22 protein-coding genes and 1 pseudogene are annotated in these 26,335 nt (G+C 64.5%); 15 read left to right on the top strand and 8 right to left on the bottom strand.

Translation table 11 applies throughout. The features are described 5' to 3' along the window. Positions 1-15: 15 nt before the first annotated feature. Positions 16-837 (bottom strand): class I SAM-dependent methyltransferase, encoded by an 822-nt coding sequence (locus A2G96_RS12610; protein ID WP_062799641.1) that lies wholly within the window; start codon positions 835-837, stop codon positions 16-18. Between the two features lie 450 nt (positions 838-1,287). Here A2G96_RS12610 and A2G96_RS12605 point away from each other — a divergent pair, with 450 nt between their 5' ends. Then, the gene (locus A2G96_RS12605) at positions 1,288-4,200 is read left to right on the top strand and encodes a molybdopterin oxidoreductase family protein (RefSeq protein ID WP_062799640.1); all 2,913 of its coding nucleotides are present in this window, start codon (positions 1,288-1,290) and stop codon (positions 4,198-4,200) included. 37 nt (positions 4,201-4,237) lie between these two features. Here the strand turns inward: A2G96_RS12605 and A2G96_RS12600 are convergent, their stop codons facing one another. Then, positions 4,238-4,855, bottom strand: coding sequence for a LysE family translocator (locus A2G96_RS12600; protein WP_062799639.1), 618 nt, complete (start codon positions 4,853-4,855; stop codon positions 4,238-4,240). A gap of 66 nt (positions 4,856-4,921) precedes the next feature. Between A2G96_RS12600 and A2G96_RS12595 the strand changes: the two genes are divergently transcribed. Then, complete coding sequence (locus tag A2G96_RS12595) at positions 4,922-5,842, top strand: LysR family transcriptional regulator (RefSeq protein WP_062799636.1); 921 nt, start codon at positions 4,922-4,924, stop codon at positions 5,840-5,842. Positions 5,843-6,119: 277 nt separating this feature from the next. Here A2G96_RS12595 and A2G96_RS12590 read toward each other — a convergent pair whose 3' ends face one another. The 3 genes from A2G96_RS12590 to A2G96_RS12580 all read right to left on the bottom strand — a co-directional run bounded on the left by A2G96_RS12590 (position 6,120) and on the right by A2G96_RS12580 (position 8,951). Continuing rightward, a complete protein-coding gene (locus A2G96_RS12590; RefSeq protein ID WP_150124120.1) occupies positions 6,120-6,674 on the bottom strand; it encodes a hypothetical protein in 555 nt (184 codons plus the stop codon). A 489-nt stretch (positions 6,675-7,163) separates the two neighbouring features. Then, positions 7,164-7,646 (bottom strand): hypothetical protein, encoded by a 483-nt coding sequence (locus A2G96_RS12585; RefSeq protein WP_053821809.1) that lies wholly within the window; start codon positions 7,644-7,646, stop codon positions 7,164-7,166. A 246-nt stretch (positions 7,647-7,892) separates the two neighbouring features. Beyond that, positions 7,893-8,951: a DMT family transporter gene (locus A2G96_RS12580; RefSeq protein WP_053821810.1), complete on the bottom strand. Its 1,059-nt coding sequence runs from the start codon at positions 8,949-8,951 to the stop codon at positions 7,893-7,895. A 134-nt stretch (positions 8,952-9,085) separates the two neighbouring features. Between A2G96_RS12580 and A2G96_RS12575 the strand changes: the two genes are divergently transcribed. The 7 genes from A2G96_RS12575 to A2G96_RS34410 all read left to right on the top strand — a co-directional run bounded on the left by A2G96_RS12575 (position 9,086) and on the right by A2G96_RS34410 (position 16,236). Continuing rightward, positions 9,086-9,439 carry a hypothetical protein gene (locus A2G96_RS12575; RefSeq protein WP_053821811.1) on the top strand — a complete coding sequence of 118 codons (354 nt, stop codon included), beginning with the start codon at positions 9,086-9,088 and terminating at the stop codon, positions 9,437-9,439. A gap of 98 nt (positions 9,440-9,537) precedes the next feature. Beyond that, positions 9,538-10,758, top strand: coding sequence for a TolC family protein (locus A2G96_RS12570; RefSeq protein ID WP_150124119.1), 1,221 nt, complete (start codon positions 9,538-9,540; stop codon positions 10,756-10,758). Next, positions 10,755-11,309, top strand: coding sequence for a hypothetical protein (locus A2G96_RS12565; protein ID WP_053821813.1), 555 nt, complete (start codon positions 10,755-10,757; stop codon positions 11,307-11,309). The genes A2G96_RS12570 and A2G96_RS12565 overlap by 4 nt, the downstream gene beginning before the upstream one ends. A gap of 11 nt (positions 11,310-11,320) precedes the next feature. Next, a complete protein-coding gene (locus A2G96_RS12560) occupies positions 11,321-12,454 on the top strand; it encodes an efflux RND transporter periplasmic adaptor subunit (protein ID WP_053821814.1) in 1,134 nt (377 codons plus the stop codon). A gap of 8 nt (positions 12,455-12,462) precedes the next feature. Then, positions 12,463-15,567, top strand: a complete 3,105-nt coding sequence (locus A2G96_RS12555) for an efflux RND transporter permease subunit (protein WP_053821815.1) — start codon at positions 12,463-12,465, stop codon at positions 15,565-15,567. Positions 15,568-15,618: 51 nt separating this feature from the next. Continuing rightward, entirely contained in the window at positions 15,619-15,996 is a 378-nt protein-coding gene (locus tag A2G96_RS12550; protein WP_053821816.1) for a hypothetical protein, read from the top strand. Between the two features lie 105 nt (positions 15,997-16,101). Beyond that, positions 16,102-16,236: a YHYH domain-containing protein gene (locus A2G96_RS34410; protein ID WP_099047658.1), complete on the top strand. Its 135-nt coding sequence runs from the start codon at positions 16,102-16,104 to the stop codon at positions 16,234-16,236. A 28-nt stretch (positions 16,237-16,264) separates the two neighbouring features. Here the strand turns inward: A2G96_RS34410 and A2G96_RS12545 are convergent, their stop codons facing one another. The 3 genes and pseudogenes from A2G96_RS12545 to A2G96_RS12535 form a co-directional block, all read right to left on the bottom strand. Further along, complete coding sequence (locus A2G96_RS12545; protein ID WP_053821817.1) at positions 16,265-16,723, bottom strand: chromate resistance protein ChrB domain-containing protein; 459 nt, start codon at positions 16,721-16,723, stop codon at positions 16,265-16,267. Positions 16,724-16,770: 47 nt separating this feature from the next. Continuing rightward, positions 16,771-17,961: a chromate transporter gene (locus tag A2G96_RS12540; RefSeq protein ID WP_053821818.1), complete on the bottom strand. Its 1,191-nt coding sequence runs from the start codon at positions 17,959-17,961 to the stop codon at positions 16,771-16,773. A gap of 22 nt (positions 17,962-17,983) precedes the next feature. Further along, a pseudogene (locus A2G96_RS12535) lies at positions 17,984-18,520 on the bottom strand (chromate resistance protein ChrB domain-containing protein); the annotation flags it as partial. Between the two features lie 63 nt (positions 18,521-18,583). Between A2G96_RS12535 and A2G96_RS12530 the strand changes: the two are divergent. From A2G96_RS12530 to A2G96_RS32510, 6 genes are all read left to right on the top strand, one after another. Then, positions 18,584-20,404: an IucA/IucC family protein gene (locus tag A2G96_RS12530; RefSeq protein ID WP_062799628.1), complete on the top strand. Its 1,821-nt coding sequence runs from the start codon at positions 18,584-18,586 to the stop codon at positions 20,402-20,404. Beyond that, positions 20,401-21,588, top strand: coding sequence for an MFS transporter (locus A2G96_RS12525; RefSeq protein WP_062799626.1), 1,188 nt, complete (start codon positions 20,401-20,403; stop codon positions 21,586-21,588). The genes A2G96_RS12530 and A2G96_RS12525 overlap by 4 nt, the downstream gene beginning before the upstream one ends. A gap of 28 nt (positions 21,589-21,616) precedes the next feature. Next, complete coding sequence (locus tag A2G96_RS12520) at positions 21,617-23,461, top strand: IucA/IucC family protein (RefSeq protein ID WP_231909563.1); 1,845 nt, start codon at positions 21,617-21,619, stop codon at positions 23,459-23,461. Continuing rightward, complete coding sequence (locus A2G96_RS12515) at positions 23,458-24,690, top strand: type III PLP-dependent enzyme (RefSeq protein WP_062799620.1); 1,233 nt, start codon at positions 23,458-23,460, stop codon at positions 24,688-24,690. Before A2G96_RS12520 ends, A2G96_RS12515 begins: the two co-directional genes overlap by 4 nt. Further along, positions 24,677-25,441 carry an HpcH/HpaI aldolase family protein gene (locus A2G96_RS12510; protein WP_062799618.1) on the top strand — a complete coding sequence of 255 codons (765 nt, stop codon included), beginning with the start codon at positions 24,677-24,679 and terminating at the stop codon, positions 25,439-25,441. The genes A2G96_RS12515 and A2G96_RS12510 overlap by 14 nt, the downstream gene beginning before the upstream one ends. A gap of 271 nt (positions 25,442-25,712) precedes the next feature. After that, complete coding sequence (locus A2G96_RS32510; protein WP_082818940.1) at positions 25,713-26,087, top strand: Fur family transcriptional regulator; 375 nt, start codon at positions 25,713-25,715, stop codon at positions 26,085-26,087. Positions 26,088-26,335 lie beyond the last annotated feature (248 nt).

The following is a 26,335-nucleotide window of genomic DNA, read 5'->3' as shown; positions in this document are numbered from 1 at the left end:
CCGTGACACCGGCGCTCAGGCACGCGCGGCAATCACATGTGCCGAGATTTTTCCTTCGATCGGACCCTCGCCAAACTGGCTGCGCAAGGCGGCCGCGCAATAATCGGTGGCACGTTGCATGGCATCGGCGCCGCGCCCTTCCAGTTCCGCACGCATCGGCGTGGCCTGGCAGAAGCCCATCGCGGGCGCCTGCGCCGATTCGGCTCGGCTACGTTTCGCGACAGTGTCGAAGCCCGGCACGGTGGCGAACCCGCCAGCGGCCAGATCGCGCTCGATGACATCCCGCCGATGGTAGCCGTGCGGAGTGCGCGCCATGAAGTCCGGCGGCGAATCCGGGAAACACGCCGCCAGCGCGCGGGATACCGCATTGGCGAATTCGTTCTCCTCGATGCGATCCCAGACATTGAACAATAGCGTGCCGCCGGGCTTCAGCACCCGGCGCGCCTCGGCGAAGGCCCGTGGCTTGTCCGGGAAGAACATCACGCCGAACTGGCAGACCACCAGATCGAAGCTGCCATCGTCGAAGGGCAACTGCATGGCGTCGGCCTGTCGCCATTGCACCACCCGGCCGCTGACGCCTGTCGCCTCGGCACGCGCGAGCATCGGCGCATTCAGGTCGGTGACGGTCAGCTCGGCCTCTTCGGGCAACACCTTCGCCATCGCCCGCGTGACCACGCCGGTGCCGGCCGCAATCTCCAGCACGCTGGCCGGTCGTCGTTCCGCCACACGGCTGGCCATGTCGTCGGCATAGGGCTGGAAGATCATCGGGACCAGATATCGCTCGTACAGCTCGGGAATGGGGCCGGTGAACAGCTTGTCGGTGTTCGGTGTGCTCATGGCGGGTCTCCTGGCAGGCTGCGCGGGGCGGTAGGCTCGCGGCTTCCGGGCCTGCCAGAACATGGTAGGCGGCGAAACACCGCCAGAGGGCATCCCATTGCGGCGCCCGCTTGCGCGAACGACAGCATCGTCGCAGCGGTGTGCCCTGGAAGCTGCAAGTTTTCCAAACAATGTAACGATGCAGGTGGAAGCCACCGGTATCGATGCAGGCCGCGCGGCGCAGCAATGCCGTGCCCGGATCGGCCCGCGGGGCTGCCACGCGCATCTGTCGGCATAAGCGGCCCCGGCGTACCGGCAGGGGCCGGCGGCCTCCCGGTGCTGGCCTGTCCTTTGCTGCACCGGGAGCGGCGCCTGCCTCATCACGAGGGGCGATGGAGGCCGTCCCCGACACGCTTCCTTGCTTCCGCCTCACCGGCTTAGCGCGCCATTCGTCATGGAGAAACGTACGCTATGGAAACGCGAGACAGCGTCGCGCAGGTCTGGGGCGAGCGCACCCCGTTTGCCGGTGAGGGCCAATGGCCGGTGCGTGTGGACCAGCGAATCGTGGACGAGCCGGACCACTGGGTTCAGTCGGCATGCGTGTTGTGCTCGAACGGCTGCGGCTGCGATATCGGGGTCAAGGGCGGCAGGATCGTTGGCGTCCGGGGCAGGGCGCAGGACGAAGTCAATCGGGGCAGGCTTGGTCCCAAGGGGCTGCATGGCTGGGAAGCCAACCACAGCGCGGACCGGCTGACGCAGCCGCTGGTGCGCAGGGACGGGCAACTCCAGCCTGCGTCATGGGATGAGGCGATGGACCTGATCGTCCGGAACGCACAGGAGGTGCGCCGCCAGTACTCCGCCGGCGCCATCGGCTTCTATACCAGTGGACAGCTGTTCCTGGAGGAGTACTACACGCTTGGCATCATTGGCAAGGCGGGGCTCGGCACGCCTCATATGGATGGGAACACGCGCCTGTGCACTGCCACCGCCGCCGCGGCGCTCAAGGAGACCTTCGGCAGCGACGGCCAGCCGGGTTCGTACCGCGATATCGACGCCACCGACTGCATCCTCATGGTGGGCCACAACATGTCCAGTACCGACACGGTGCTATGGATGCGGGTGCTGGATCGGCGCCGCCATGCCAATCCGCCCAGACTGATCGTGATCGATCCCCGCCGCACTGCGACGGCGCAGGAAGCCGACCTGCATCTCGCGCCGCGTATCGGTACCAATGTGGCCGTCCTGAACGGCCTGCTGCGCCTGCTGATCGAAGGCCAACATGTCCAGCGCGATTTCGTCGCGCAGCACACCATTGGCTTTGACCACTTGAAGGCGGTGGTGTCGACGTATACGCCTGAGCGCGTCCAGGAAATCTCCGGCGTGCCGGCCGCCGACCTCCAGCGGGCCGCACAGATGATTGCCGCATCGTCCATGTTGCTGTCCACCTGCCTGCAGGGCGTCTATCAATCCAATCAAGCCACCGCCGCGGCGGTACAGGTCAACAACATCAACCTGCTGCTGGGCCGCATCGGCCGTCCCGGCTGCGGCATCCTGCAAATGAACGGGCAGCCGACCGCGCAAAACACACGGGAAGCCGGCGCCGACGGAGACCTGCCGGCATTCCGGAATTGGGACAACATCGAGCACATCGAAGCATTGGCCAGGCTGTGGAATGTCGACCCGGCGATCATCCCGCACTGGACGCCCCCCACGCATGCATTGCAGATATTCCGCTACTGCGAGACAGGTTCGATCCGGATGCTGTGGGCCCAGGCCACCAACCCGGCGGTGACATTGCCCAACCTGCCTCGCATCCGCAACATCCTTCGGCGACCCGAGCTGTTTGTGGTGGTCCAGGATGCGTTTCTCACCGAGACCGCCCAATTGGCCGATGTCGTTCTGCCTGCGGCGATCTGGGGCGAGAAGACCGGCACCTTCACCAATGTCGACCGGACCGTACACATCAGCCACAAGGCGGTGGAGCCGCCCGGACAGGCGCGCCCGGACTTCGACATCTTCGTCGACTTCGCCCAGCGGATGGGATTCAAGGACAAGGATGGCGCACCGCTCGTCAAATGGAATACGCCGGAGCAAGCCTTCGAGGCCTGGAAGGAATGCACCCGGGGCCGGCCATGTGACTACACCGGTCTTAGCTATGCGAAGTTGACCGGAGGTTCGGGCATTCCATGGCCGTGCAATGACGAGCATCCGGAAGGCGACCACTATCCCTACCGCTCGCTGGTGTTTCCCACCGACCCGGACTATTGCGAAACCTATGGCCATGACCTGATCACCGGCGGCCTGATCTCGCCCCAGGCTTACCGGGCCATGAATCCAGCGGGCAGGGCGATCCTGAAGCCGGCGGAATATATGGCGCCGTTCGAGGAGCCGGACGACGCGTATCCCTTCTTTCTGACCACCGGCCGGCTGGTCTATCACTTCCATACCCGGACCAAGACGGGGCGCTCCCGGGCCTTGGCCGAGGCTGCCCCGGACGACTTCGTCCAGATTTCGCACGAGGATGCGCAGCGCCTGGGCATTGCCGATGGCGACTGGATAAGACTCACGTCACGGCGCGGCGCCGTCGAGGCGCGGGCTCAGTTGGGCGACATTGGTCCCGGGGAATTGTTTGTGCCGTTCCATTTTGGCTATTGGGATGATCCGGGCCGGGCACGGGCAGCCAATGAACTCACCGTCTACGAGTGGGACCCGGTAAGCAAGCAGCCGCACTTCAAGTACGCCGCCGTCCGTCTCGACAAAATCGACGCGCCCGCCACCCCGCAGCCACAGGGCATGAATGGATCAGGGCAGGGCGCCGCGGCACGCCCGGCGTCCGCCACCGGGGTGGTCCAGGTGATGAGCCGCTTGAAGGATGCGGCAGTGGAAGGATTCAAGGAGGGGCTGAACAAGGCGAAAACACCGCGGGCGCACGTGGCGGACTATATCGGCCTGCTACAGGAGAGCGAGCGGCGCTTGGTACGGGCGTTCGATCAGGTCCGGGAAACCCACCCGGACGAGCCGGATATCGCCCCGATATGCCGGATCTTCGCGAGCTGGTCCAACACCTCCGCCAACGCCCTCGACCCTTTCGTGCAACGGTATGGCGAACGGCGCAAGGGGGAACCGGAACGACTGGACAAGGCCTTGCTGCTACAGCGCAGCCAAGGCGGCTTCGACATGCTGCGCGATCTGCATGACCTGTGGCTTCTGGTCAGCGAGAGTACGATATCGCTCGATGTACTGGAGCAGGCCGCGAGGTCGCTGCACGACAAGGAATTCCAGGCGGCCGTCGAGGCAATGCGCGACCGAAACCGGCGGCAGCGAACGTGGCTCAGGACCCGCATCCGGCAGGGCGCACCGCAGGTTCTCGTCGTGCCGGCATGATGTCAGCCGCGCACCCCCTTGCAACATGGCGCGGCGGCTATCGCCCGCTGACCGAGCGCACGAGCGCGACGCCAAGCGCGACCATCAGTCCGCCGCAGACCCGGTCGACCCAGTGACGCACCGATAGCAGACGCGTGCGTACCGGCCCAGCCGACAGCGACGTGGCGACGAGGCTGAACCAGCCGATATGCGCGACCGCGATGAACACGCCGTAGGCGATCTGCGTTGCCAGCGGGGTACCGGGCTGCACCACCTGCATGAACAGGCTGACGACAAACACCATGCATTTCGGGTTCAACAGATTCGTCAGAAAGCCGGTGCGCCAGGCATCGCCATCGGACACTGCGCGCACCGTGGATTCCAGTTGCAGCGAACCCCGGCGCGTGCGCAGCATGCCGATGCCGAGATACACCAGATAGGCGGCACCGATCCACTTGAACACTTCGAACCACCACAGCGAACGCTGGATCAGCACGCCGATACCCAGCAGCGTGTAGCCCACGTGCACCAGCACCGCGCTGCCGATTCCCCACGCCGTCAGCACGCCAGCGCGGCGCGACAGCACCAGGCTGTTCCGCGTCACCATTGCGAAATCCGGCCCCGGACTAATGACGGCGAGCAGCGTGATGGTAATGACAGCCAGTGCCTCCGTCATGCAATATCTCCTATTCAGGCTCACAATGACGGGCAATATATCGTCATTCCATGCCGGCAAAAAACGATGCTTTATGACAATAACGGTGAGCCCGACTCACAATCGGACGGCCGCCTGCCGTCGCTGGTCGCGCTGCGCTGTTTCGAGGCCGCCGCGCGGCTGGAGAATTTCAGCCGCGCCGCTGAAGAGCTGCACCTGACCCATGGCGCGGTCAGCCGGGCAGTGCGCGCACTGGAGGAAGATCTCGGCGTACGCCTGTTCGAGAGGCGCAGCCGCCGCGTCTTTCTCACGCCATCGGGCCGCAAGCTGGGACGCGCAGTCAGCGAGGGACTGGAGGTGATCCGGCAAGCCATACGGGAGCTGCGCGTTGGGGCGCGCCAGAGTCGCCATTGGGTGCTGTCGTGCGAACCGACGCTGTTGATGCGCTGGCTGATTCCTCGCTGGCCCGGTTTTCAGGCCGCGCATCCGCGCATCGACGTGCATCTCGTTGCCGGCGGCGGGCCGTTTTCCTTTCACAACGGCATCGACCTCGCAATCCGGCGCAACGATTTCGACTGGCCCGACAGCTATCACGCCGTGCCATTGTTTCCTGAGCGCGTCGGGCCCGTCTGCCGGCCCGATCAGGTGTCCCGGTGGTTCACCGCGCTCGGATCGAAGGCGTCGCTCAAACGGGAAGCGCCACGCCTGCAGACACGCACCCGCCCGGGCGCCTGGCGGCAGTGGGCCTCGCTATCGGGACACACGCTGCCGCCGGGCAAGGAGACGGTGTTCGAGCATTTCTATTTCAGCCTGCAGGCCGCCGTGGCGGGCCTCGGCGTCGCGATGGGACCGTGGCAACTGGTGCGCGACGATATCGAGCGAGGTGTACTGTGCGCACCCATGGGATTCATCGAGGACGGCACGCAGTATTGTCTGCTGTCGGCGACGCCGATCGGGGAGGGAAGCGATCGCGATGCGCTATTGGCGTGGCTCAGGGGAATGGCATGACCAGTCGGCCTCGCGGTGCTGGCTGGGTAGCGGACGGCTAGGTCGTACGCCTGGACTGCTGCGCAGAGGACGTTGTTTTGCGTAATTTTGTTACTCACGCACTGACGGCGTGACGCTGCTTGTCGCTTGCCTAGTAACAAATTTAGTTGAACAAACGTTGCAGAAAATTGTTACTCCGTTGAACGGTTCAACTTAAAGTGTTCTTTGGATGTACGGCGGCCATGTTACATCTTCAGTCTGTCAGGTAGCGTGCGAAGGGGCGTGTCTCCCCGGCAGGTTATTCGTCTGCCAGTTTAAACGTGCCGTCGCCCCTCGCAATAATGCGTTCTGACCTGATCAGCGACGCCAGTCCTTCCAGAACATCGGCTACTTCCATCTCGAGCTGCTTGGCGATTTGGACCGCGTGCAACTTCTTGACGCTTGCACTGACGAGGTCGAGAATCTGGCCTTTGGGCCCCGACTCATAAGGTAGCCAGCTCAGCCGGCGGTGCTTGTCTGCGGTCTTGTCAATCTGAGGTTCGCGCTCTCTTTGCCGTGCAAGAAGTCGGTTCCGCATTTGCTCGTCTTCTTCGGCACTGGCGCGCTGTCTCTCGCGCTCTGCCGCAAGCCGCTGCGGACCCTCGGCGATAAAGGCGTCCATCACCTCGATCGGTCCCTTTCGGAAAGGCACTCCTCGAAATGCGCCGTGCTCATATAGCAGCTGTCGCAACCGTTCACATCGATACGATTCGCTCTCGCAGACGTCGGGTAGGTATTGCGCCTGTTGTTCCGCCGGTATGTCACGGTAGTAACGGCCACCAATCATGACGTAGCGCTCGATGAGGCGGAGCAACAGGTCTTCTCTGCTTAGTTCGTCGGGGTTTCCCATTGCCGCTCACAATGAAAAGAGGGCTGGCTCATCGAGTTAAAAATTGTAACAAATCTGTGCAGAAATCGAGCGGGCGGTGCCGGTGAGCCGGCGGCTATCTGCGGCGCTGCACGCTCACTGGCGCGATCGCGATGACCCGCTCTGCTATGCGTTGGGTTATCTGCGGGGCGTTCGCGCGCCACGAACCAACATGGTCGCGACTGCTACGCAACCATCACACTATAGCGCGCGTGGCCTTCGGCAACTGGTGTGGCGGGCCATGTCCGCGTTTAACGCGTCTCTCACCCTCAATGAGCGTGACCTGGGTCAGTGGTCTGCGCACATACGGCCTGGCGATTTGTCGCATGGTGTCGTGGCACGGGCGCTACCCGAACGATTGCGCGGCAAAGATGGTCCGCTGCAAATTACCGTGCGACAGCGACTTCGGCGCTGACTGGACGAGGCCGTCAGCGATCAGGTGTCATGCTCGGCGAACAGTTCCAGCCAGCCCGCGAGCCGATGGGACTGACACGCCTGCGCTAGTTGCCCGAGATTCCGCCAGAGCGTTGTGAAGGGGAGGTGTTGCTGGTTAGCGAGCTGCTCGATGGCGAGAATCAGCAGTGAAAGCGGCGTCTCATCCAGCAGGTGCCCGAGATGAGGGAACCACTCGGACACCACGCGGCCTTCGGCCAGCATGGAGGCCAGCACGTCCGACGGCAAAGAACCGCGGTAGCTGACGCTAGCTGTGCGGGCAGCCATGTCGAGCCAGGGGCGCGGTGCCAAGGGTTGCAGCGTCGAGATGTCGAGTCCTAACACGCGCACAATGCCGAGCGGGTCATCGGGGTCAGCAGCCACGGCCAAGAACCTCGCTTGGCGTGCGGACAGCTGCAGCGCCATCCGGCGCGCCGTCACCGCAGCCTGTTGCGCCGGCGTCAGCGCGAAAACGAAGTTAGTCATGCCAGTTAAGCGGTGAGGGTAGCCATAGTATTACAGGTCCGTCACGCTGCACCCACCGTTCCCCGTGGGCTGGTACCTTGGTTCCGAATCCGCCCATACAGTGGGGCTGTGCGGGTTGGGCGAGGCGGCCCAGGCGCGATGTAGCCGCGCCGGTTCGCTTCTGTGGGGTGGCGCACACACGTGCGCCAATATGGCGTTGATCCACGCAGCGCCGCATAGCGACTTTTCGGCGGGTTCGAACGTGTCCTAATGGCTGTGCCTATGGTGCGTGTCCGGATAATGCGGATGCCGATGGATCAGCACCTCATGCCGATGCCAATGGCGGTGCGGTTCGGCCCCTTCCCACGGAAAGTCATGCTCATGTTGATGGTGCGCGTCGTGCCGGTGGGCATGGCTGTGCTCGAGCGGGTCATGGGTATGCTCATGCTCGTGCCGTTCCCGGAGGTGCAACCAGATGCCGAGTGCCATCAAAGCTGCGGCAAGCCAGAACGTGACGCCTGGCACGTCGGGCCATATCGCCAGCGATATGACGACGCCAAATACCGGCGCAATCGAAAAATAGGCGCCGGTCCGCGCAGTGCCCAGCCAGCGCAAGGCTATGACGAACAGGGCGAGACTGACGCCGTATCCCGCGAAGCCCACGACCATGGCAGCCAGTGTGCTCGCAAACGGCGGCAGATCCGCGCCGGTGGCAAATGCCAAGCTTGTATTGCAGACGCCGGCTACCAGTCCCTTCAGGCAGGCAATGACCAGCGCGTCGTTGTTGGAAACCTTGCGTGTGAGGTTGTTGTCGACGGCCCAGCAAAGGCACGCTGCCACGACCAGAATCGCCCCCGATGCGAATCTGACTTCGCCCGGCTGCCACGAGAGCAGGAGCCCGCCCGCCACGATCGCGACCATCCCTAGAACGATCTGACGATCGGCGTTTTCCTTGAAGACCACCCAGGCAATCACGGCGGTCAACACTCCTTCAACGTTCAGCAGCAGCGACGCGGTCGCGGCGCTTGTCTCGTTCAGGCCCGTCATCAATAGGGCCGGGCCGGCGACGCCCCCGGCAATAATCGCGGCAAGCAGCCACGGCCACTCTGCGGGGGGAATGGCAAGCGTGCCGCCTTCGGCGCTTTGACGCGCACCAAAGAGTCGGCGGGCACCAATTGCGATGAGCAGGCCGATTCCGCTGCCCAAGTAAAGCAGTCCCGCCAACATCAGCGGCGATATTCCCCCGGTCAAAGCCTTGGCCAGCGGAGTGCTGGCTCCAAAAAGTATCGCGGCAGCGAGCGCCGGGGATGCTAAGCGTAGTGACATGGCGTATTGCGGTTGGCATAGCGGAATGGCATTGTCGCGCGCATCCGACAATTGAGGCGACCAGGTGATTGGGCGGCCCTTTACGCGGCAGGGGTGCGCCAATGACGCCGGCATATTCCTGTAGAATCCGGCGCATGTCGCGAATTGTTGCCATCCTTTTGATGCTGATGCTCCCGCTGCAGGCTCTCGCTGCAGTGGAGCGGCAATTCGCGCATGCGTCCGGCCCGGTGCTGGACCATATGGTTGTCCACGCCGAGCACGTGCCGCATCATCATGACGACGATGGCGATATCCACGAGGACGACTCCAGCGCCTCGGCGTCACACCAGTTGGACTTCGAGCTCGCCTCGAACCTCTTGGGAACGGTAAGCCTGGCTTACTCGCTTCCCGTCCTGCCGCCGCGTTACCAGACGCCCCTGTTTGACGGCGCTGTGATACCGGATCCTACCGGCACACCACCATTACGCCCACCTCACGCTCCTGTCTGACGACGGGGTAGCGTTCGTTTGTTCGTCTGCTGCGACGCCTTTTTACGGGTCGCGCCCCGTCGCATTGCTTCTTCAAGCCATTCGCGTTGGGGTTTTTCATGCAGAGATCATTTCTACTTCTGGTGGCAGCGCTCGTGCTGTCGCCCCTTACATACGCCCAAGCGCCCGCTGAGCGATCCGCGCCAGCGGACCTGCAGTCCCTGTTCGAGGTCGCATGGGAGCGTTCGGTCGCGCTCCAGACGGCCGAGGGGCGGCGACAGGAGGCCGCTGCAAGTCGTATTCAGGCGGATTCGCTGATCGCCGGACCTCCCGTCGCCGACCTGCGTCATCGTGGGGACCGGTTCACGGACGGGCGGGGCGTTCGAGAAAGCGAAGTCGCGCTTGGCGTGCCTATCTGGCTGCCGGGTCAGCGAGCGGCGAGGGGCGAGCTCGCTGACGCCCAGCTGGCGGAGGCGGATGCCAGAGCGAGACTTGCCAGGCTGGCCGTTGCCGGCGAATTGCGGGATCGGGTCTGGCAGCTTGCGGCGGCTGCGGCCGAGCAGGAAGTGTTGCGCCGACGCGTGCTAAACGCCACATCTTTGCGCGACGATGTGGCACGACGGGTTTCCGCCGGCGATCTTGCCCGGACCGATCTGCTGCTAGCGGATCAGGATCTTCTCGCCACGCGCGCGTTGTTGACCGACAGCCAGGCACGGATGACCGAACTGTCAACACGGCTGTTCCAATTGACCGGTGCCTCCGCGCTGCCGCTGCGCTACGAGGAGCGACCTGCCATGCCCGAGGCCGTCTCGGCCCACCCATCGCTGGAAGCCGCCGCCGGAGGCCTGCTCCGCGCGCAACGACAACTCGGGTATCTGCAGAAGTCCCGCCGGGACGCTCCGGAGGTAGGGGTCTCCTATCGCCGTGATGCGGCCGGTGGCGGCGCGCCGTCCGACCAGACCGTGGGCGTGTTCATTCGGATTCCGTTTGCGACGGACGCCCGCAATCTGCCAAGGGAAACTGCCGCTCAGACCGAAGTCATGACCGCACGCGCGGAGCGGGAGCGCATGGAGCGCGTGGTGCAGTCCGAAGCGGAGGCATCGCGACAGGCTCTCACGCTGGTGGAGCAGCAGCTCAAGCTCAGTGAGCAGCGCAGCGCGATGCTCGCCGAGCGCGCGGTCCTCCTGCGCAAGACCTTCGATGCAGGCGAAATCGGCCTGACCGAGGTATTGCGCGCACAAAACCAGGCGCTGGAAGCCGAAGCCGACGCAGCGCGACAGCGCGCGCGGCGCGGCGCTGCCATCGCCAATCTCAAACAGGCTCTGGGAGTATTGCCATGAATCGTTGCCTCATCGCGCTTGTGCTGCTGTTCGGATGCGGCCTTGGATACGCAGCCCCCGGCGCGCACGGCCCAAGTGGCGAACATCTTGACGCCCCGGCCGCAACTTCGGCCGGGACCACAAGGCCGACCATCGAAGCAAACACCGAAGCGTTCGAGCTAGTCGGGACGCTCTACGACGATGAGTTATCCATACTCGTCGATCGCTATGCGACCAACGAGCCAGTGACAGCAGGCACGCTAGAGGTCGAGCTAGGGGAAATCAAGGCGCAGGCCAAGCTGCATGCCGATTTGGGGGACTTTTCCTTCACCGATGCGGCACTGCTGAAGGCGCTGCAGGCACCGGGGCAGCATGCGCTCGTCTTTACGCTGGTTGCCGGCGCCGAATCCGATCTGATCGAGGGGCGTATCACCGTTGGTGGCGACGAACACGGCCACGACCACGTTGCCTGGAAGCCCTGGGCCGGCGCTGCGATCGCAGTGGTCCTCGCACTGGGGCTGTTCGTCATGATCCGCCGGTATCGCCGTCGGACTGGCGCGATGAACCGATAGGCCGACATCACATGAAAAACACGACATTCTGCCGGGCGCTGCTGGTGGCCGCCGCCGCGGCCCAATTCAGCGCCATCGTTCCCGCCTGGGCCGCTCCGGGCGCCCATGGTCCCGACGGCGAGCATCTTGACGGACCCGCGCCAACTGCAGCGGCCGGGCTCGCGCGGCTTCCTGATGGCAGCGTGCAGGTGCCCAAGCTGGCGCAGCGCCGGATGGCCATTCGTACCATCATGCCGCAAGCTGGCGAGCATCCTGTGTCGCTGGAGCTCAATGCGACTGTGGTGATGGACCCGAACGCGGGTGGCCGCTTGCAGGCCGGACACCCCGGCTGGCTTGAGGCGCCGCCGGGCGGATTCCCTGTGCTGGGCCAGCGTGTGCGAAAGGGCGACGTCATGGCGGTGTTGCGGCACAAGAACGAACCTTTCGACATCGGCAATCAGCAAGCTCAACTGGCAAACCTGAGCGCGAATTTGAAGCTCGCGCAACAGCGCCTGCAGCGGCTGGAGTCGCTGCAGGACAGCATCCCCCGCAAGGACATCGAAGCTGCACGCGCCGAAGTCCAGAGCCTGTCCGGTCAGCGCGCCGCCGTGGGAACCAGCCTGCATCAGACCGATGCGCTGCGCGCGCCGGCGAGCGGCATTGTCGCCTCGGCCAACGTCGTCGCAGGTCAAGTCGCCGCAAGTGATGACGTCTTGTATGAAATCGTCGACCCGACCCGCTTGATGGTGGAGGCCCAGAGCGCCGACGCCTCGCTCGCTGGCCGGATCCGGGATGGAGCCCTGGCAAACGTGCAGGGCGGGGCGTTGCAGTTTGTCGGCGCGGGCCGCAGCTTGCGCAACGGCGCGGTACCGCTGACGTTCCGGCTTGCCGGCCAGACGTCGCTCCCTCTTGCGGTCGGGCAACCCGTGACCGTCGTTGCGCACCTGACCGACACGGTGAAGGGAATTGTGCTGCCAAGCGAAGCGGTGGTCCGCGGGCAGAACAATGAGACCAGTGTCTGGATCAAGTCCGGGACCCAGCGCTTTATCGCACAGCCCGTCCAGGTACGTGTCCTGGATGCGCGCAATGTCGTCGTGGTTGACGGTCTGTCCCCCGAGAACCGCGTGGTGGTCAGCGGTGCCTCGTTGATCAACCAGATTCGGTAGGGGCGGGCATGTTCAACTGGATAGTTCGTGCCAGCCTCGGCAACCGGCTGGTGGTGCTGGCCCTGGCTACGATTTTGATGGCGTTCGGGGCCATGACGGCCTGGCGTACGCCCGTGGATGTGTTTCCGGACCTCAACAAGCCCCTGGTGACGGTGATCACGGAGGCAGGCGGCATGGCGCCCCAGGAGGTCGAGTTGCTGGTGTCCTTTCCCATCGAAACCGCGCTCAATGGCATGCCTGGCGTGACGCGAGTGCGTTCGGTCTCGGGCGTGGGACTGTCGATTGTCTATGCCGAATTCGATTGGGGGAGCGACGTCTATCGCAACCGGCAATTGGTGTCGGAGCGCCTGGCGCTGGTGCGGGAGCAATTGCCCGGTGGACTGACGCCCATCATGGGGCCGGTTTCGTCCATCATGGGCGAGATCATGCTCATCGCCTTGCCGATCGACGCTCAGAGCGTCAGCCCGATGGTGGCACGCGAGTACGCCGATTTCGTTCTGCGCCCGCGGCTGCTGTCGGTGCCGGGCGTATCACAGGTGATTCCCATTGGCGGCGAAGTCCGTCAGCTTCGGGTTGAACCGGACACTGCACGGATGGCGCAGTTCGGTATCTCGCTCGGCCAGTTGTCCGACGCGCTGCGGGACTTCGCCAGCAACAGCAGTGGCGGCTTCATCGACCTGAACGGCCGGGAATATCTGATTCGCAACCTGGGCCGTACGACGCGCCTGGATGATCTCGGCGGGCTGGCCGTCGCATATCGCGATGGTGCCCCGGTGCTGCTCCAGCAGGTCGCCAGTGTGCGCCATGCCCCCGCGGTCAAACGCGGCGACGCCGGGTTCAACGGCAAGCCGGCCGTTATTGTCAGTGTGCAAAAGCAACCGGACGCCGATACCGTCAAGCTGACACGCGAACTGGAAGCGGCGCTGGCCGAGCTCAAGCAGGGCATGCCCAAGGGCCTGGAAGCGCCGCGCGTGCTGTTCCGGCAAGCGGATTTCATCGAGGCTTCCATCGGTAATGTGGTTGAGGCACTGCGCGACGGCGCCATCATGGTCGCGATCATCCTCTTTGCCTTCCTGCTCAGTGCTCGCACGACCGCCATTTCTCTGATCGCCATTCCGCTGTCCCTGGCCGTGACGGCGCTGGCCTTTCACGTGTTGGGCCAGTCGATCAACGTGATGACGCTGGGGGGCTTGGCCATCGCCATTGGCGAATTGGTCGACGATGCGGTGGTCGATGTGGAGAACATCCTGCGCCGGCTCAAGCAGCGCAAGACCATGACGGAGGCGCCTGCGGTACTGGAGACGATCTGGCGCGCGTCCGTGGAGGTGCGCTCGGGCATCGTCTATGCCACGTTGATCGTCGTCCTGGTGTTCGTGCCGCTGTTTGCGCTACCAGGCATCGAGGGCCGGTTGTTCGCGCCATTGGGCGTGGCCTATATCGTGTCCATCCTTGCGTCGATGCTGGTGTCGATGACCGTCACACCGGTGCTGTCCTACTACCTGCTTCCCGGCATGAAGCGCCTGGACCATCCCGATAGTCCCTTGGTGCGATGGCTCAAGCGGGTCGATACGCGCGTGCTGAACTGGTCGTTTCCGCGTGCCCGGGTCATTCTCGCTGGCGCCGGGATCGCCGCGCTTATCGCGGCGGCATCGATACCGTGGCTTCCGCGGGCCTTCCTGCCGGCTTTCAACGAGGGCTCGCTGGTCATGTCCCTGATGTTCAATCCGGGCACATCGCTGACGGAGGCGAACCGCATGGGCGCCTTGGCCGAATCGCTGATTCGCCAGGTACCGGAAGTCACGCAGGTGGGCCGCCGTACTGGCCGCGCGGAGCTCGACGAGCATGCCGAAGGGGTGCATTCGTCCGAGATCGATGTCGACCTGAAGCGTTCCGATCGCAGCCGCGAGGAAGTCATGGCCGCCATCCGCGCACAACTCTCCTCGCTGCCTGCATCCGTCGCCATCGGGCAGCCGATCTCTCATCGCCTGGACCATCTGCTGTCGGGCGTGCGGGCGCAGATCGCCCTGAAGATCTACGGCGACGACCTCGATACCCTGCGGGGCTTGGCGGAATCCGTCCGCGGTCGCCTGGCGCAGGTGCCCGGCCTGGTCGACATCACGGTCGAGAGACAGGTATTGATTCCACAGGTGAACGTGCGCCTGGATTATCGAAAGGCCGCGCAGTATGGCATCACGCCCGGCGATGCGCTGGGCGCCATGCAGACGCTCTCCGAAGGCGCACGGGCATCCCAGGTTATCGAGGGCGTGAGACGTCATGATCTCGTTGTGCGGCTGGCCGAAACGCAGCGCACGCCACAGGATCTGGCGCGCATCATGATCCAGTCGCCACGCGGGCCCGTGCCGCTGGCCGCCATCGCATCGGTGGAAGAGGGCGATGGCCCCAATCAGATCGGCCGGGAAAATGGCCGGCGACGAATCGTCGTCTACGCCAATACCGACGGCTCCGACATGGGCCGCATCATCGCCGGAGTACGGGGCGCGGTCGCGCAGTCCAGTCTGCCGGGCGGGTACTTCGTCAGCATCGAGGGGCAATTCCAGGCGCAGGAGCTGGCTACGCAGCTGATTGCTCTCCTGGCCGTCATGTCATTGGCGTTGATCTACCTGGTGTTGTATTCCCGATATCGCGCGCATCGGCTGACGCTGATCATCATGGCCAACATACCTTTCGCGCTGATTGGCAGCGTCATTGCGATGTGGGCCGCGGGCCTGACGTTGTCCGTCGCATCGATGGTCGGTTTCATCACGCTGACCGGCATCGCGACGCGCAATGGCATTCTCAAGGTCAGCCATTACATCAATCTTTGCCGGCTCGAAGGGGAGTCGTTCGGCATGCCGATGATCGTCAGAGGCTCGCTGGAGCGTCTGACCCCGGTGCTCATGACCGCTCTCGTGGCGGCATTCGCTCTGACGCCGCTATTGGTGGCGGCCGATGCGCCCGGCAAGGAGATCTTGCATCCGGTGGCCGTCGTGATCTTCGGGGGGCTGGTCAGCTCGACCTTGCTGGACACCGTGCTGACGCCGCTGGCGGTATGGCTGTTCGGGCGTGAATCCATCGAAGAACTCGCCGGCCAAGCCGGCACGCACGCCTATTGAAATGGGTCAGGGCGGCGCCCTCGAGCCGCCCACTGTTTTTTGGAGTGGACTATGAACCAACGCATTGCCGCGGCGCTGGCCGCAATCTGCATCTCGATCTCGGGCACGGCGATGGCGCACGGCGCTAAGCCGGCGCAGTACGGCGGCGTCGTGCAGACGGCGAGCGATATGCAGTTCGAACTGGTGGCAAAGGACGGCAACGTCAGCCTGTACGTGGACGACCATGACCAGAAGAAGTCGGTCGCGGGCGCGAGCGGCAAGCTGACGGTGCTCAATGGCAGCAAGAAGAGCGAGACGGCGCTCAAGCCCGCGGAAGGAAATGTGCTGGTGGGCGCCGAACAAATCGCCGTGGCTCCCGGTGCGAAGGTGGTGGCAAATGTCGCCTTTGCCGATGGCAAAACCGTAACCGTCAGGTTCGCGGTGAAGTAAGCCTCCGCGCTTGAGGAGGTGGCCATCCCTCCTTGCGAAGGGATGGCCAAATGCGTCTTCGGTGCTACCTTACCGTCAAATCAACACTAGACGGACGGAGACATCATGCTGCGCAGCGCCATTGTTCTTATCTTTGCGGTCCTCGGTTTCGCGTCTACTGCGGCGTGGTCGCATAGCGGCGGCACCGATCGAAATGGCTGCCATATGGACCACAAGACTGGCATTCGACATTGCCATTGATCTCGCAGCGGGCTGCCAGCTGCTGCGTTCAGATGCGTTGCGCTGGTGGCCAGTTGTGCGTCTCCGATTGGCAATCCCTGCACCAGGCGTACAGCGCATCGTAGAGAACCATGCCATGGCGAAGCATCTCGTGATCGTCGGCAAAGCGCCGCGATAAACCGAGCGAGATGGCATAAAGTCCCGCCGACTGTGGCGTGAGGTCCAGCCTCGATGTGTCCGCGCCACGCACGATGGCGGCAAGCTGCTGCAGGGCCGGCTCGGCTAATCCGTACTTATCGAGAAAGGCATCGAAGCTGCAATGGTCGCCGACATGCGACAACTCCACATCGGGCACATCATATGGAACGGCGCCAGTGCTTTGTGCAACAGCCAATACGTCGGCCGGCGGCACATACAAAAACTCAGGCGTCTCATCGATATAGCGGGCGATCAGCCAAGGACAGGCAATGCGGTCGATCTTTGGCCTTTCGCGGGTGACCCATTTCATGGTCGTCTCCTCATGGGTACGGGTGCCTGGCCGCCCGCATCAGGGTTTCAGGACCGCAGCAGCGGATACACCAGGAGACCCACTGCCGCGGCGCCAGCGACAATCGCCGGTTCCGGCAACTTCTTGAATCGCCAAAGCAGCAGCACGGTCACGATCGCCAACACCAGTGTGGGTGCATCGATAATGGAACGTTTAGCCAGCACAACGACGGCGCCCGTGATGGCCCCGACTGCGGCGGCTGTCACGCCGTCCACGAAGGCGACAATGGCAGGCAGCTTCCCGTACTTCTTGAAGTAGGGCGCCGGAATCACGGTGAACAGATAGCACGGCAGGAAGGTGGCCAACGAAGCGACGATGGCCCCGGGAAGCCCAGCCACCAGATAGCCGATAAAGCCCACCGTGATGACGACGGGACCCGGCGTAATCATCGCCACCGCTACCGCATCGACGAACTGCTTTTCGTTGAGCCATTGATGCTCGGTCACGACGCCGCCGTACAGGAACGGAACGATGGCAAGGCCCGAGCCGAAGACGAAGGCGCCAGCCTTGGCAAAGAACAACCCAATCTGCGTCAGCAACGGCAAATCGAAGTTGGTCAAAATTCCCGAGCCCGGCGCAATTTGCCACGCAGCAGCGATCGGCATGCCACCTTGTTTGAACCACTTCGGCGGCGCGCGCCAGAACCACACGAGGACGCCGGCGGCAATGAACAGCCACGCGATCTCTGATTCCGTGATGATGGTGACCGCGACCAGGACGGCATAGATGGTCCAGAGCAAGGGGTCACCGCCAACACTCTTGCGCGTCAGCTTGTACGCACTGATCGCGATAATTCCGATCACCGCGGCACCCACGCCGTAGAAGACCGACTGCATCCACGTCAGGCCGCCAAAGCGCACGTATGCCCAACCCAGCGCCAACACCATGAGGAAGGACGGAAGCACAAAGGCGATGCCGACCAGGGTCGCGCCGGCAATACGGTAGTGGACAAAACCGAGATAGATGGCAAGCTGTGCTGCCAGCGGGCCGGGCGCCAATTGGGCCAGGGCCAGTCCTTCCTTGTAGTCGGCCTCGGTGAACCAGTTGCGCGACTCGACAAGGTCGCGATGCATATAGCCAGCCAACGCCACGGGGCCGCCAAAGCCCAGGGTGCCCAGGCGCAGCATGTACGCCACCAGTTGCCACAGGGTGTAAGACCCCCCTGAGGGGGACGGAACGGTAGTGCGATCGGCTTTCATTGGTGCATAGGTAAGTGAGAGATCAGCGCTTGGGCCGGGTGCTGAAATGACGATGCAACGCGCTCAGAACCGGTATGCCTTCGGCGAGCAATTGGTCGTCGTCCCGAGCGGTCTGCCGCAGCCCTGACAGCATCGCTTCGAGACCGGCGGCCTCCGCGGGCGGGTCCCCGCCGACATCCAGGGCATGGACGATCGCGGCGATGCGGGCAAGGGCGCGGTCTTCCTCCAGCCCAAAGCTGGCCAACAACACCTCGAAACTGACGCGCTGGCCCACGTGCGTGAAAGCGGCACCGTCGAAATCGAATCCAAGCGCGTCATCGGGACACGCCTGCGGATCAGCAAGCCAGAGGAATGTCGCGTGCGGATCAATGAAGCGCTGAATCAGCCAGGCGCAGGCGATGCGGTCAATCCAAATATGTCGCCGTGTTGCCCAGCGGCGTCCCTGGTACTGGGCGGGATCCCTGGGAACGATGCCCATGTCCGCCGCGTGCGGCTCACCTGGCGAGAGAACCCGACCGGCCCCGCGCTGAAATGCGTCCCAGCTCGCGGACGGTCCGGATACCTCGGGTCTCGCCGCCGCGGTGGAGCTGGCCAGCAGCAAGCTCGCATGGGAGATCGCACAATGACCGACCGTCTGCCTGACCAACCGGGCCTGTCCGCCGCGACGCCAGATGCGGATGCCGCCTATATCTGCGTCCGTGTCGTCGACACCTTGCTGCGCGAAGATGTCCGCGCGTGCGCCAGTCGCGGCGAGTTGCACAGCGCCGATGCCGTACCGGCCGCCACCGGGCATGGCTTCGACGCCCGCCAGCAGTGGCTGCGCGTGGCTCACCTTGGTGCCGGCACGCTCTGGATCCCAGTTACGCCCACCCGCTACATGCAGGAATGGCGCCTGACCCGCCTGCCGCTGCTGCGAGAAGACGCCGGCGCGTTCTCCCCACTGCATGACGTCGACACGATCCTGGCAGCATTCGCCGGCAATCTTCCTGCTGAAGACGCACGCCTGTTCACCGACTACGGCGACGAATGCCGTGCGGCTGTCGAGCATCGCAAGGTTTCGATGGCTGAGCGCGCACGCTGGTTTACGCAACCCGACAGTGCCGACGGTCACGCACTGCCGGCATGGGGCCAGCGCATGCTCCACTACGACCGCATCGCAGGCTTCCTCGACCATCCCTATTACCCCACCGCGCGTGCCAAGCTTGGCTTTGCCGCCAGTGAGCTGGCTCACTACGCGCCCGAGTTCCAGCCGGTCTTTGCGCTGACCTGGCTGGCGGTCCCGCGCGAGCGCCATCATCCCAGCGGCGACACGCTGCCGCCGATTTGGCCGGACTTCACCGATGTCGGTCTCGATCCCGCGCTCGCTGCATCACATGCGCTGGTGCCCGTGCATCCGTTCGTATGGCAGCATCACCTGGACGGCTTCCTGGCCGAAGCCGGACTGGACGGCCAGATCATCCGCGCCCCACGCGCCTACATGCGCGTGTCGCCCACGCTGTCGGTGCGTTCGCTGATCCTGCTCGATGCGCCCGACTGGCACGTCAAGCTGCCGCTCACGATCCGTACCTTGGGCGCCAGGAACATCCGTACCATTAAGCCCAGTACTATCGGCGACGGACATCGCATCCAAACGCTGCTTGGTGATATCGTCCGGCGTGAACCAAACCTTAACGGCCAGGTGCTTCTGACGGATGAGGCTAACGGCGCCCACATTGACCAGCGCCCATTCCTGGGCTACATCCTGCGCCGCTACCCCGAACAGCAGCTGGCGAACGCTACGGTGGTGCCGGTTGCCGGTCTGCTGGCCGAAACCGCCGGCGGCCTGTGCGTGGCAGAGGAACTTGCCGCCCGCTACCACACCGGCAACCTCAATGCATGGTTTGACGCCTACCTGGCACTCACGCTGCAACTGCACCTCACGCTGTGGCTGCGCTACGGGATTGCGCTGGAGTCGAACCAGCAGAATTCGATGCTGGTCTATGGCGACGATGGCTTGCGCCTGCTGCTGAAGGACAACGATGCCGCCCGCATCGACCGCGGCACGCTCGCGCGCCGTTGGCCGGCACTGGCGGGCCGCCTCAACGATCTGGAAGACCAGCGCATTGGCGTGGCAAGTGCGCTGCCGCTGGCGCAGATGTTCGTCACCATCACGCTGCAGCTGAACATTGCAGCGCTGGTGGAAGGCCTGGCGCAGCGTCGCGGCACCGATCCCGCCGCGGGGTACGCGCGCGTGCGGCGCCATGTGGAGGCCGTGCTTGCCGACCTGGCCGCCGCTGGCGAAGACACCGCCTTCGCGCGCCAGGTGCTGCTTGATGACGACCGGTTGCACCTCAAGTACCTGCTGACCGCGGCGTCGCTGGTGGAGAAGGCTCAGACCGGCGCGACCGACGTCAACAAGTTCTACGGCAAGCGCGCGCCCAACTTCCTCCAGGTGACCGCATGAGTACCGGCACCAGTACCGGTACCCGACAGGTAGTGGCGGTGGTCATGCTGTGCCATTTCATCGCGGCGTTTGCGGCGCTGGGCATGCCGCCATTCTTCGCGCTGATCCTGCAGCGCTCGCTGCACAATGACGTGCCGTGGCTCGCGGGTGCGTTCTACGTGGTGCCGACGCTGCTGGCAGCGGTGTCCGCGCCATGGTGGGGGCGGCTCGCGGATCGCTTCGGCAAGAAGCCGCTGCTGATGCGCGCGCAACTGGGCCTGGCGGCAAGCTTCCTGCTTGCCAGCTACGCGACCAACTCGCTCACCTTCCTGGCGGCGCTCGTGCTGCAGGGTGTGCTGGGCGGCACCTTCTCCGCATCCAATGCCTACCTGGCAACTGTCGCCAGCGGCACCACGCTCACACGCAGCCTGACGGCGATGCAGTGGTCGGCGCGCGCCGCGCTGGTGGCGGCGCCCGCCTGCCTCGGCCTGTGGATGGGGGCGGAGTCGCCGATCGTGCTGTACCGCTGGCTGGCGTTGCTGCCGCTGGCCGCCGCGGCACTGATCGCATGGTTGCCTGCGAGCGATGCCGCCAGCGTGGCAAAGCGCGCGGCGGCACCCACCGGCGACACAAGTGCCGCGGCACCAGCCACGGCCCGCCAGATCTACGTGCTGCAGTTCGCGTTCGTGTTCGCCACCGTCGTGACGTTCCCGTACTTCATCCCCGACATTCAGCAGCGCATGCCTGCCATATCCGCGGCGAAGGCCGGGCTGCTGTTCGGTCTGCCACACCTGGTGTATCTGGCCACCGCACCGCTGCTGTCACGGCGGCTGGGTCTGGCCCCGTCGCTGGGACTGCTCGCTACCGCCTACGGCACGCTGGTGATCACCCTGCTGGCACAGGCGGCGCCGCTCGGCCTGCCGGCGCTGGTGGCCTGGCGCCTGTTGATGGGCACCGCCATGACGGTCGGCTTTATCGCGCTGCACGCGCTGGTGGCCAGCGTCGTGCACGCCGGCAATGCCGGGCGGACCTTCGGCTGGTTCGAAAGCAGTTCGAAATGGGGGGGCGTCGTCGCCGGACTTGCCGCAGGCGCGACAGTCAGCCTGGCCGGCCAGCGTACGCCTTACCTCTTTGGCGCCGCGCTGCTTGCGCCGGCCGTCGCTTACCTGCTCCTTACCGCCAAACAGCGGATGAGCACACTCTGATCCCTCCCGAGAACGAGGTCACACGACAATGCAAGTGCAAACCAAGATGGAAGTTACCGGCAGGCGCCGCATGTCGGCAGAACTGGCGGAACTGGCTGCCGCGCGTCGCTGCCAGGAAACGCTGTTGAACTGCTACTGCCGCGAAGTCGCGGCGCCCGCCGGCCAGCTGCGCGTCGGCCTGCCAGCCGGGCAGAACGACTGGCCCGCGACGATTACGATGACGCTGCAGCGCGAGCAGGCCCAGGTCCTGGAAGTGCAGCTGCCGCATATCCACGACCGGCTCCTGGCCGTGGTCGGCGGTGCCTGGCTGACCGGTAACTATCGCTATCTGTCGCCAGTGTTCCACAAGGCCGAGAACAAGCCGTGGGCGCTGCTCGACTGGGAATCGCTGGCCGCGCTGGTGTTGCGCGAGATGGCGCAGCAGCACGAACTGCCGCCCAATACGGAGCTGATGGAGCAGATCCGCAACAGCGTGGCCGTCAGCACGGAAGTCCTGTCCGTGCCGGTGCCCGCCACGATTCCGGCCGATCCGGTGGAGGCCTACATTGATTCCGAGCAATCGCTTACCTTCGGCCATCCGTTCCACCCCACACCGAAGAGCCGGCAGGGCTTCTCCGATGAGGACCTGCTGCGCTACTCGCCGGAACTGCGCACCCGCTTTCCGCTCGCGTGGTTTGCGGTACCGCGCGACGACATCGCGCAGCAGTCCCTGCTCGACGCCAACTGCGACCAGCTGATCGCGGCGAATGCCCCGGCGGTCGCCGCCGACCGCGTGGCGGTGCCGGTCCATCCCTGGCAGGCGGGTTACCTGCGCGAGCACCCGCTTGTGCGCGATGCACTGGCGAGCGGCCGCATACAGGACCTGGGCGCGCAGGGCGCGGACTTCTTTCCTACCTCGTCGATCCGCACCCTGTACCAGCCCGGCAATCCATACTTCTACAAGCTGTCGCTGAACATCCGTATTACCAACTGCGTGCGCAAGAATGCATGGTACGAACTGGAGAGCGCCATGCACGTCAACCGCGTGCTGCGTCCGCTGCTGCCGGATCTCGGCCGGCTGTTCCCGGGCCTGGCGCTGATGGAGGAACCAGCGTTCCTGTCGGTGGACCTCAAGGACGCCGATATCGAGAAGAATCGCCAGGTCATCGAAGGCTTCGGCCTGATCCTGCGCCAGAGCGTGGATACATTGCGCACGCCTGACTGCGTGCCCCTACTGGCCGGCTCGCTGTTCGGCAACCATTACTACGGCGAAGCCCGCATGCAGCGCCTATTGACCGAACTCGCGGCGCAGGCAGGGACGCCTGTGGATGCCATGGCCGAGCGCTGGTTCTCCGCCTACGTGTCGCAACTGGTCTATCCGGTCTTCCACCTGTTCTTCGCGTACGGCGTCATCTTCGAGCCGCACCTGCAGAACGTGGTGCTCGGACTGCGCCAGGGCCTACCTGCGCAGCTCTTCCTGCGCGACTTTGAGGGCGTGAAGCTGACACCCTCGCGCCATCCCGCGTCTTCGATGCCGGAGCTCAGCGAACGCGCGCAGGCATCGCTGTGGTACGACGAGGAACAAGGCTGGAACCGCGTGGCCTATTGCCTGTTCGTCAACAACCTGTGCGAAGTCATCGCCCAGCTCGGTGCCGGCAGGCCGTCCATGACCACGCGGCTGTGGTCCGTGGTGCGCCATCACCTCCATACCTACCAGCATCGCTATGGCAATGCGGCCTCGGCCCGGCGTATCAATGGGCTGCTGGCCGGCAGCCCATTCCCGGCCAAGACCAATTTCAGCAACCGCTTCTTCCAGCGCGCTGACCGCGCTTCCACCTATGTGCCTGTCACCAATCCCATTCCTTTCGCCGGCGTGGAGGCGGCATGGCAATGACCGCCCCCGAACTGCGCTGGACGCGCGTCGCTGCCCACCTGCACGACGCGCTGGCCAATGCCAGCACCCCGCTGTGCACCTACGTCTACGACCTGGAGGCGCTGCGGCGCCACGCCGCGGCCACGGCGCGCGGCCTGCCGGCCGGCTTCGAGCTGTTCTACGCGATCAAGGCCAATTCCGACCTGCCGATCCTGCAAACACTGGAGCCGCTCGCGCACGGCTTCGAGATCTCCTCGGGCGGCGAATTGGCCTGGGTGCGCGAGCACTTTGCGGATGTACCGCTGATTTTCAGCGGCCCCGGCAAGACCGATGCGGAACTGGCCAGGGCGCTCGATCTCGGCGTCGAGGCCCTGCATGCGGAAAGCCTGCATGAACTCGAACGGCTGGCCTGGCTCGCGCGGGAGCGCAGCGTCACCGCCCCGGTGTTGCTGCGTGTCAACCTCGCCATCGAAGGACTGCAGGCCACCACGCTGATGATGGGCGGCAAGCCCACGCCATTCGGTATCGCCGGCGACCAGCTGCCATCCTGCCTGGCATGGCTGCGCGAACACCCGGAGATCCGGCTGCGTGGCTTCCATTTCCACCTGATGTCGCACCAGCTCGATGCCGCCGCCCACCTGCGCCTGCTCGACGCCTACCTGCAACAGGTCAGGCGCTGGCGCGCGGAGTACGGGCTCGACACCCTGGACCAAATCAACGTCGGCGGCGGCATCGGCGTCAATTACCGCGAGCCCGAGCGGCAGTTCGATTGGGCCGCCTTCGCCGAAGGCCTCCCGGCGCTATCGGATCAGCGCGACGGGCTGACCGTGCGCTTTGAATGCGGGCGCTATATCACCGCCTTCTGCGGCTACTACGCGATGGAGGTGATCGACGTAAAGCACGCCTTCGACCGCGCTTTCGTCGTGGCCTGCGGCGGCACACACCATTTCCGCACGCCCTATGCGCAGGGGCACAGCCACCCGTTCCAGGTGCTGCCCGTGGAACCATGGCGCTACCCGTTTGCGCGCCCCAGCGTGCAAGACGCGCGGGTCAATATTGTGGGGCAACTCTGCACGCCGAAGGACATCCTCGCGCAAGACGCTCCGGTGGTCCGCGTGCGCGCTGGCGACCTGGTGGTCTTTCCGTATGCCGGCGCCTACGCCTGGCACATCTCGCACCATGACTTCCTGCGCCACCCGCACCCGCGGCACTGCTACCTTCGCGTGGAGGATTCCCATGCTGCAGCCTAACCAACTGAAGGCTGCGCTTGCGGCCGGGCGCGATGTGTTCGGGCTGATCAACTCGCTGCCCCTGCCGCTGATGACCGAGATGATCGGCTACGCCGGCTTTGATTTCGTGATCCTGGACCTCGAGCATGTCGGCGTGAACCCCGAGACGCTGGAGAACATGATTCGCGCCGCGGAATGCGCCGGCACCACCGCCTTGGTACGCGTACCATGCGCGGCGCCGGACATCATCCTGCGCGTGCTGGATGCCGGCGCGCAGGGCATCGTGGTGCCGCACGTGCGCAGCCGGGCGGAGGCCGAACTGGCGGTCGACAGCGCGCGCTATCATCCGCTCGGCACGCGCGGCATCACCGGGGGGCGGACCACCGGCTTCGGCACGCTGGCGTTGCCGGCCTACTTCGAGCGGGCCAACCGTGAGCTGATGGTGGTGGCCATGATCGAGGACCGGGAAGGCGTCGATGCCATCGAAGAGATTGTCAGCGTGCCGGGCATCGACATGGTGCTGGAGGGTGCGATCGACCTGTCGCAAAGCCTCGGCGTGCCCGCTGACGCGCAGCATCCTTCCGTGCAGGCTGCTATCCGCCGTGTCGCGCAGGCCTGCCATGGACACGGCGTGCCGTTCTGCGCCATTCCGCGCGCTGCCGGGCAATGCGAGCACTGGCGCGAACAAGGCGTTCACGCCTTCCTGCTAGGCGACGACCGCGCTACAGCCTTCCGGGCAATGAAGCAACTGGTTGCCGGCTTTCGGGGGTGAATCCGAACTCTGGACTGTGCGTGTGCCAGGTCCTATGGGCCAGTAGTGCTGCCGCTGATTGTGAATCATTATTGGGTGCACTATGCTGATTGCTCCCACGGTTCGATGTTCACCAATGGCGAGCAGCATAATTGCGGGCTGGCGATTAGCCTGTATGGCGAGCCCGTCATTGGCGTACTACTATTGTCCAGTGTTGCCGGCACCACAGTGACCGATCCGAGGAACGCCGTTCCCCCTCGGCCGCGCTGAAGCTGGCCATCTCCGAACATCAATGCCAATCCCTCGCCGACCGGGACCTGAGACCTCCGCGTACGCCGTTGTCGAGGAGGACAGGATATGGGCTACGGAACTTCTCAGGAAAAGCGGCCTGTCTCCGACACCAGCAAACCAATTGGTCCTGCATATCCTTCGTCGCTGCCCGCCCCGCCATTTGACAGTCGACAGGCTTTGCGCGGTCATGCTGACCCTGCAGGAGAAAGTACCGGTGTCAACCTTCCGCAGTGCGCTCTATCAGTTGGCGGACGCGGGCCTGGTGGGCAGAGTCAAGATTGAAAGAGGGATTCCTCGCGCCCGTCACTACTATGAACTAGCCGACCATCCCCCGCATTTCCATTTTTTCTGCACGCAATGCCACGCCTTGGAGTAGATCGTCGATGTGAGGCTGGACGAACTGCATCGTGCGGCGATGCATCGGTATGGGTTCAATTTATCGGCTGCGGATTTTGTCGACTGTGGTCGATGCCGGCAATGCGAGCAAGATTTCCGGGAGCTAAAGTCGGTCGGTTGCTCAGCTGCCGCCCATTTCGACCTTGCTCCCGTTCCGAGCGCCTGCCCATTGACAGCCGACTCCGACACATCACCGCTACCACGACGCACTGCGCATTCAGCGGTTTT

Source organism: Cupriavidus nantongensis, from assembly GCF_001598055.1.
In the GTDB taxonomy this organism is placed as follows: Bacteria; Pseudomonadota; Gammaproteobacteria; order Burkholderiales; family Burkholderiaceae; genus Cupriavidus; species Cupriavidus nantongensis.
Note: the sequence above shows the minus strand (reverse complement) of the source record. Positions and strands in the feature narration are given on the sequence as shown.

Coding starts and splice junctions, on each gene's coding strand:
- A2G96_RS12610 (WP_062799641.1), bottom strand. CDS start 837: ATGAGCACACCGAACACCGACAAGCTGTTCACCGGCCCCATTCCCGAG.
- A2G96_RS12605 (WP_062799640.1), top strand. CDS start 1,288: ATGGAAACGCGAGACAGCGTCGCGCAGGTCTGGGGCGAGCGCACCCCG.
- A2G96_RS12600 (WP_062799639.1), bottom strand. CDS start 4,855: ATGACGGAGGCACTGGCTGTCATTACCATCACGCTGCTCGCCGTCATT.
- A2G96_RS12595 (WP_062799636.1), top strand. CDS start 4,922: ATGCTTTATGACAATAACGGTGAGCCCGACTCACAATCGGACGGCCGC.
- A2G96_RS12585 (WP_053821809.1), bottom strand. CDS start 7,646: ATGACTAACTTCGTTTTCGCGCTGACGCCGGCGCAACAGGCTGCGGTG.
- A2G96_RS12580 (WP_053821810.1), bottom strand. CDS start 8,951: ATGTCACTACGCTTAGCATCCCCGGCGCTCGCTGCCGCGATACTTTTT.
- A2G96_RS12575 (WP_053821811.1), top strand. CDS start 9,086: ATGTCGCGAATTGTTGCCATCCTTTTGATGCTGATGCTCCCGCTGCAG.
- A2G96_RS12570 (WP_150124119.1), top strand. CDS start 9,538: ATGCAGAGATCATTTCTACTTCTGGTGGCAGCGCTCGTGCTGTCGCCC.
- A2G96_RS12565 (WP_053821813.1), top strand. CDS start 10,755: ATGAATCGTTGCCTCATCGCGCTTGTGCTGCTGTTCGGATGCGGCCTT.
- A2G96_RS12560 (WP_053821814.1), top strand. CDS start 11,321: ATGAAAAACACGACATTCTGCCGGGCGCTGCTGGTGGCCGCCGCCGCG.
- A2G96_RS12555 (WP_053821815.1), top strand. CDS start 12,463: ATGTTCAACTGGATAGTTCGTGCCAGCCTCGGCAACCGGCTGGTGGTG.
- A2G96_RS12550 (WP_053821816.1), top strand. CDS start 15,619: ATGAACCAACGCATTGCCGCGGCGCTGGCCGCAATCTGCATCTCGATC.
- A2G96_RS34410 (WP_099047658.1), top strand. CDS start 16,102: ATGCTGCGCAGCGCCATTGTTCTTATCTTTGCGGTCCTCGGTTTCGCG.
- A2G96_RS12545 (WP_053821817.1), bottom strand. CDS start 16,723: ATGAAATGGGTCACCCGCGAAAGGCCAAAGATCGACCGCATTGCCTGT.
- A2G96_RS12540 (WP_053821818.1), bottom strand. CDS start 17,961: ATGAAAGCCGATCGCACTACCGTTCCGTCCCCCTCAGGGGGGTCTTAC.
- A2G96_RS12530 (WP_062799628.1), top strand. CDS start 18,584: ATGACCGACCGTCTGCCTGACCAACCGGGCCTGTCCGCCGCGACGCCA.
- A2G96_RS12525 (WP_062799626.1), top strand. CDS start 20,401: ATGAGTACCGGCACCAGTACCGGTACCCGACAGGTAGTGGCGGTGGTC.
- A2G96_RS12520 (WP_231909563.1), top strand. CDS start 21,617: ATGCAAGTGCAAACCAAGATGGAAGTTACCGGCAGGCGCCGCATGTCG.
- A2G96_RS12515 (WP_062799620.1), top strand. CDS start 23,458: ATGACCGCCCCCGAACTGCGCTGGACGCGCGTCGCTGCCCACCTGCAC.
- A2G96_RS12510 (WP_062799618.1), top strand. CDS start 24,677: ATGCTGCAGCCTAACCAACTGAAGGCTGCGCTTGCGGCCGGGCGCGAT.
- A2G96_RS32510 (WP_082818940.1), top strand. CDS start 25,713: ATGCCAATCCCTCGCCGACCGGGACCTGAGACCTCCGCGTACGCCGTT.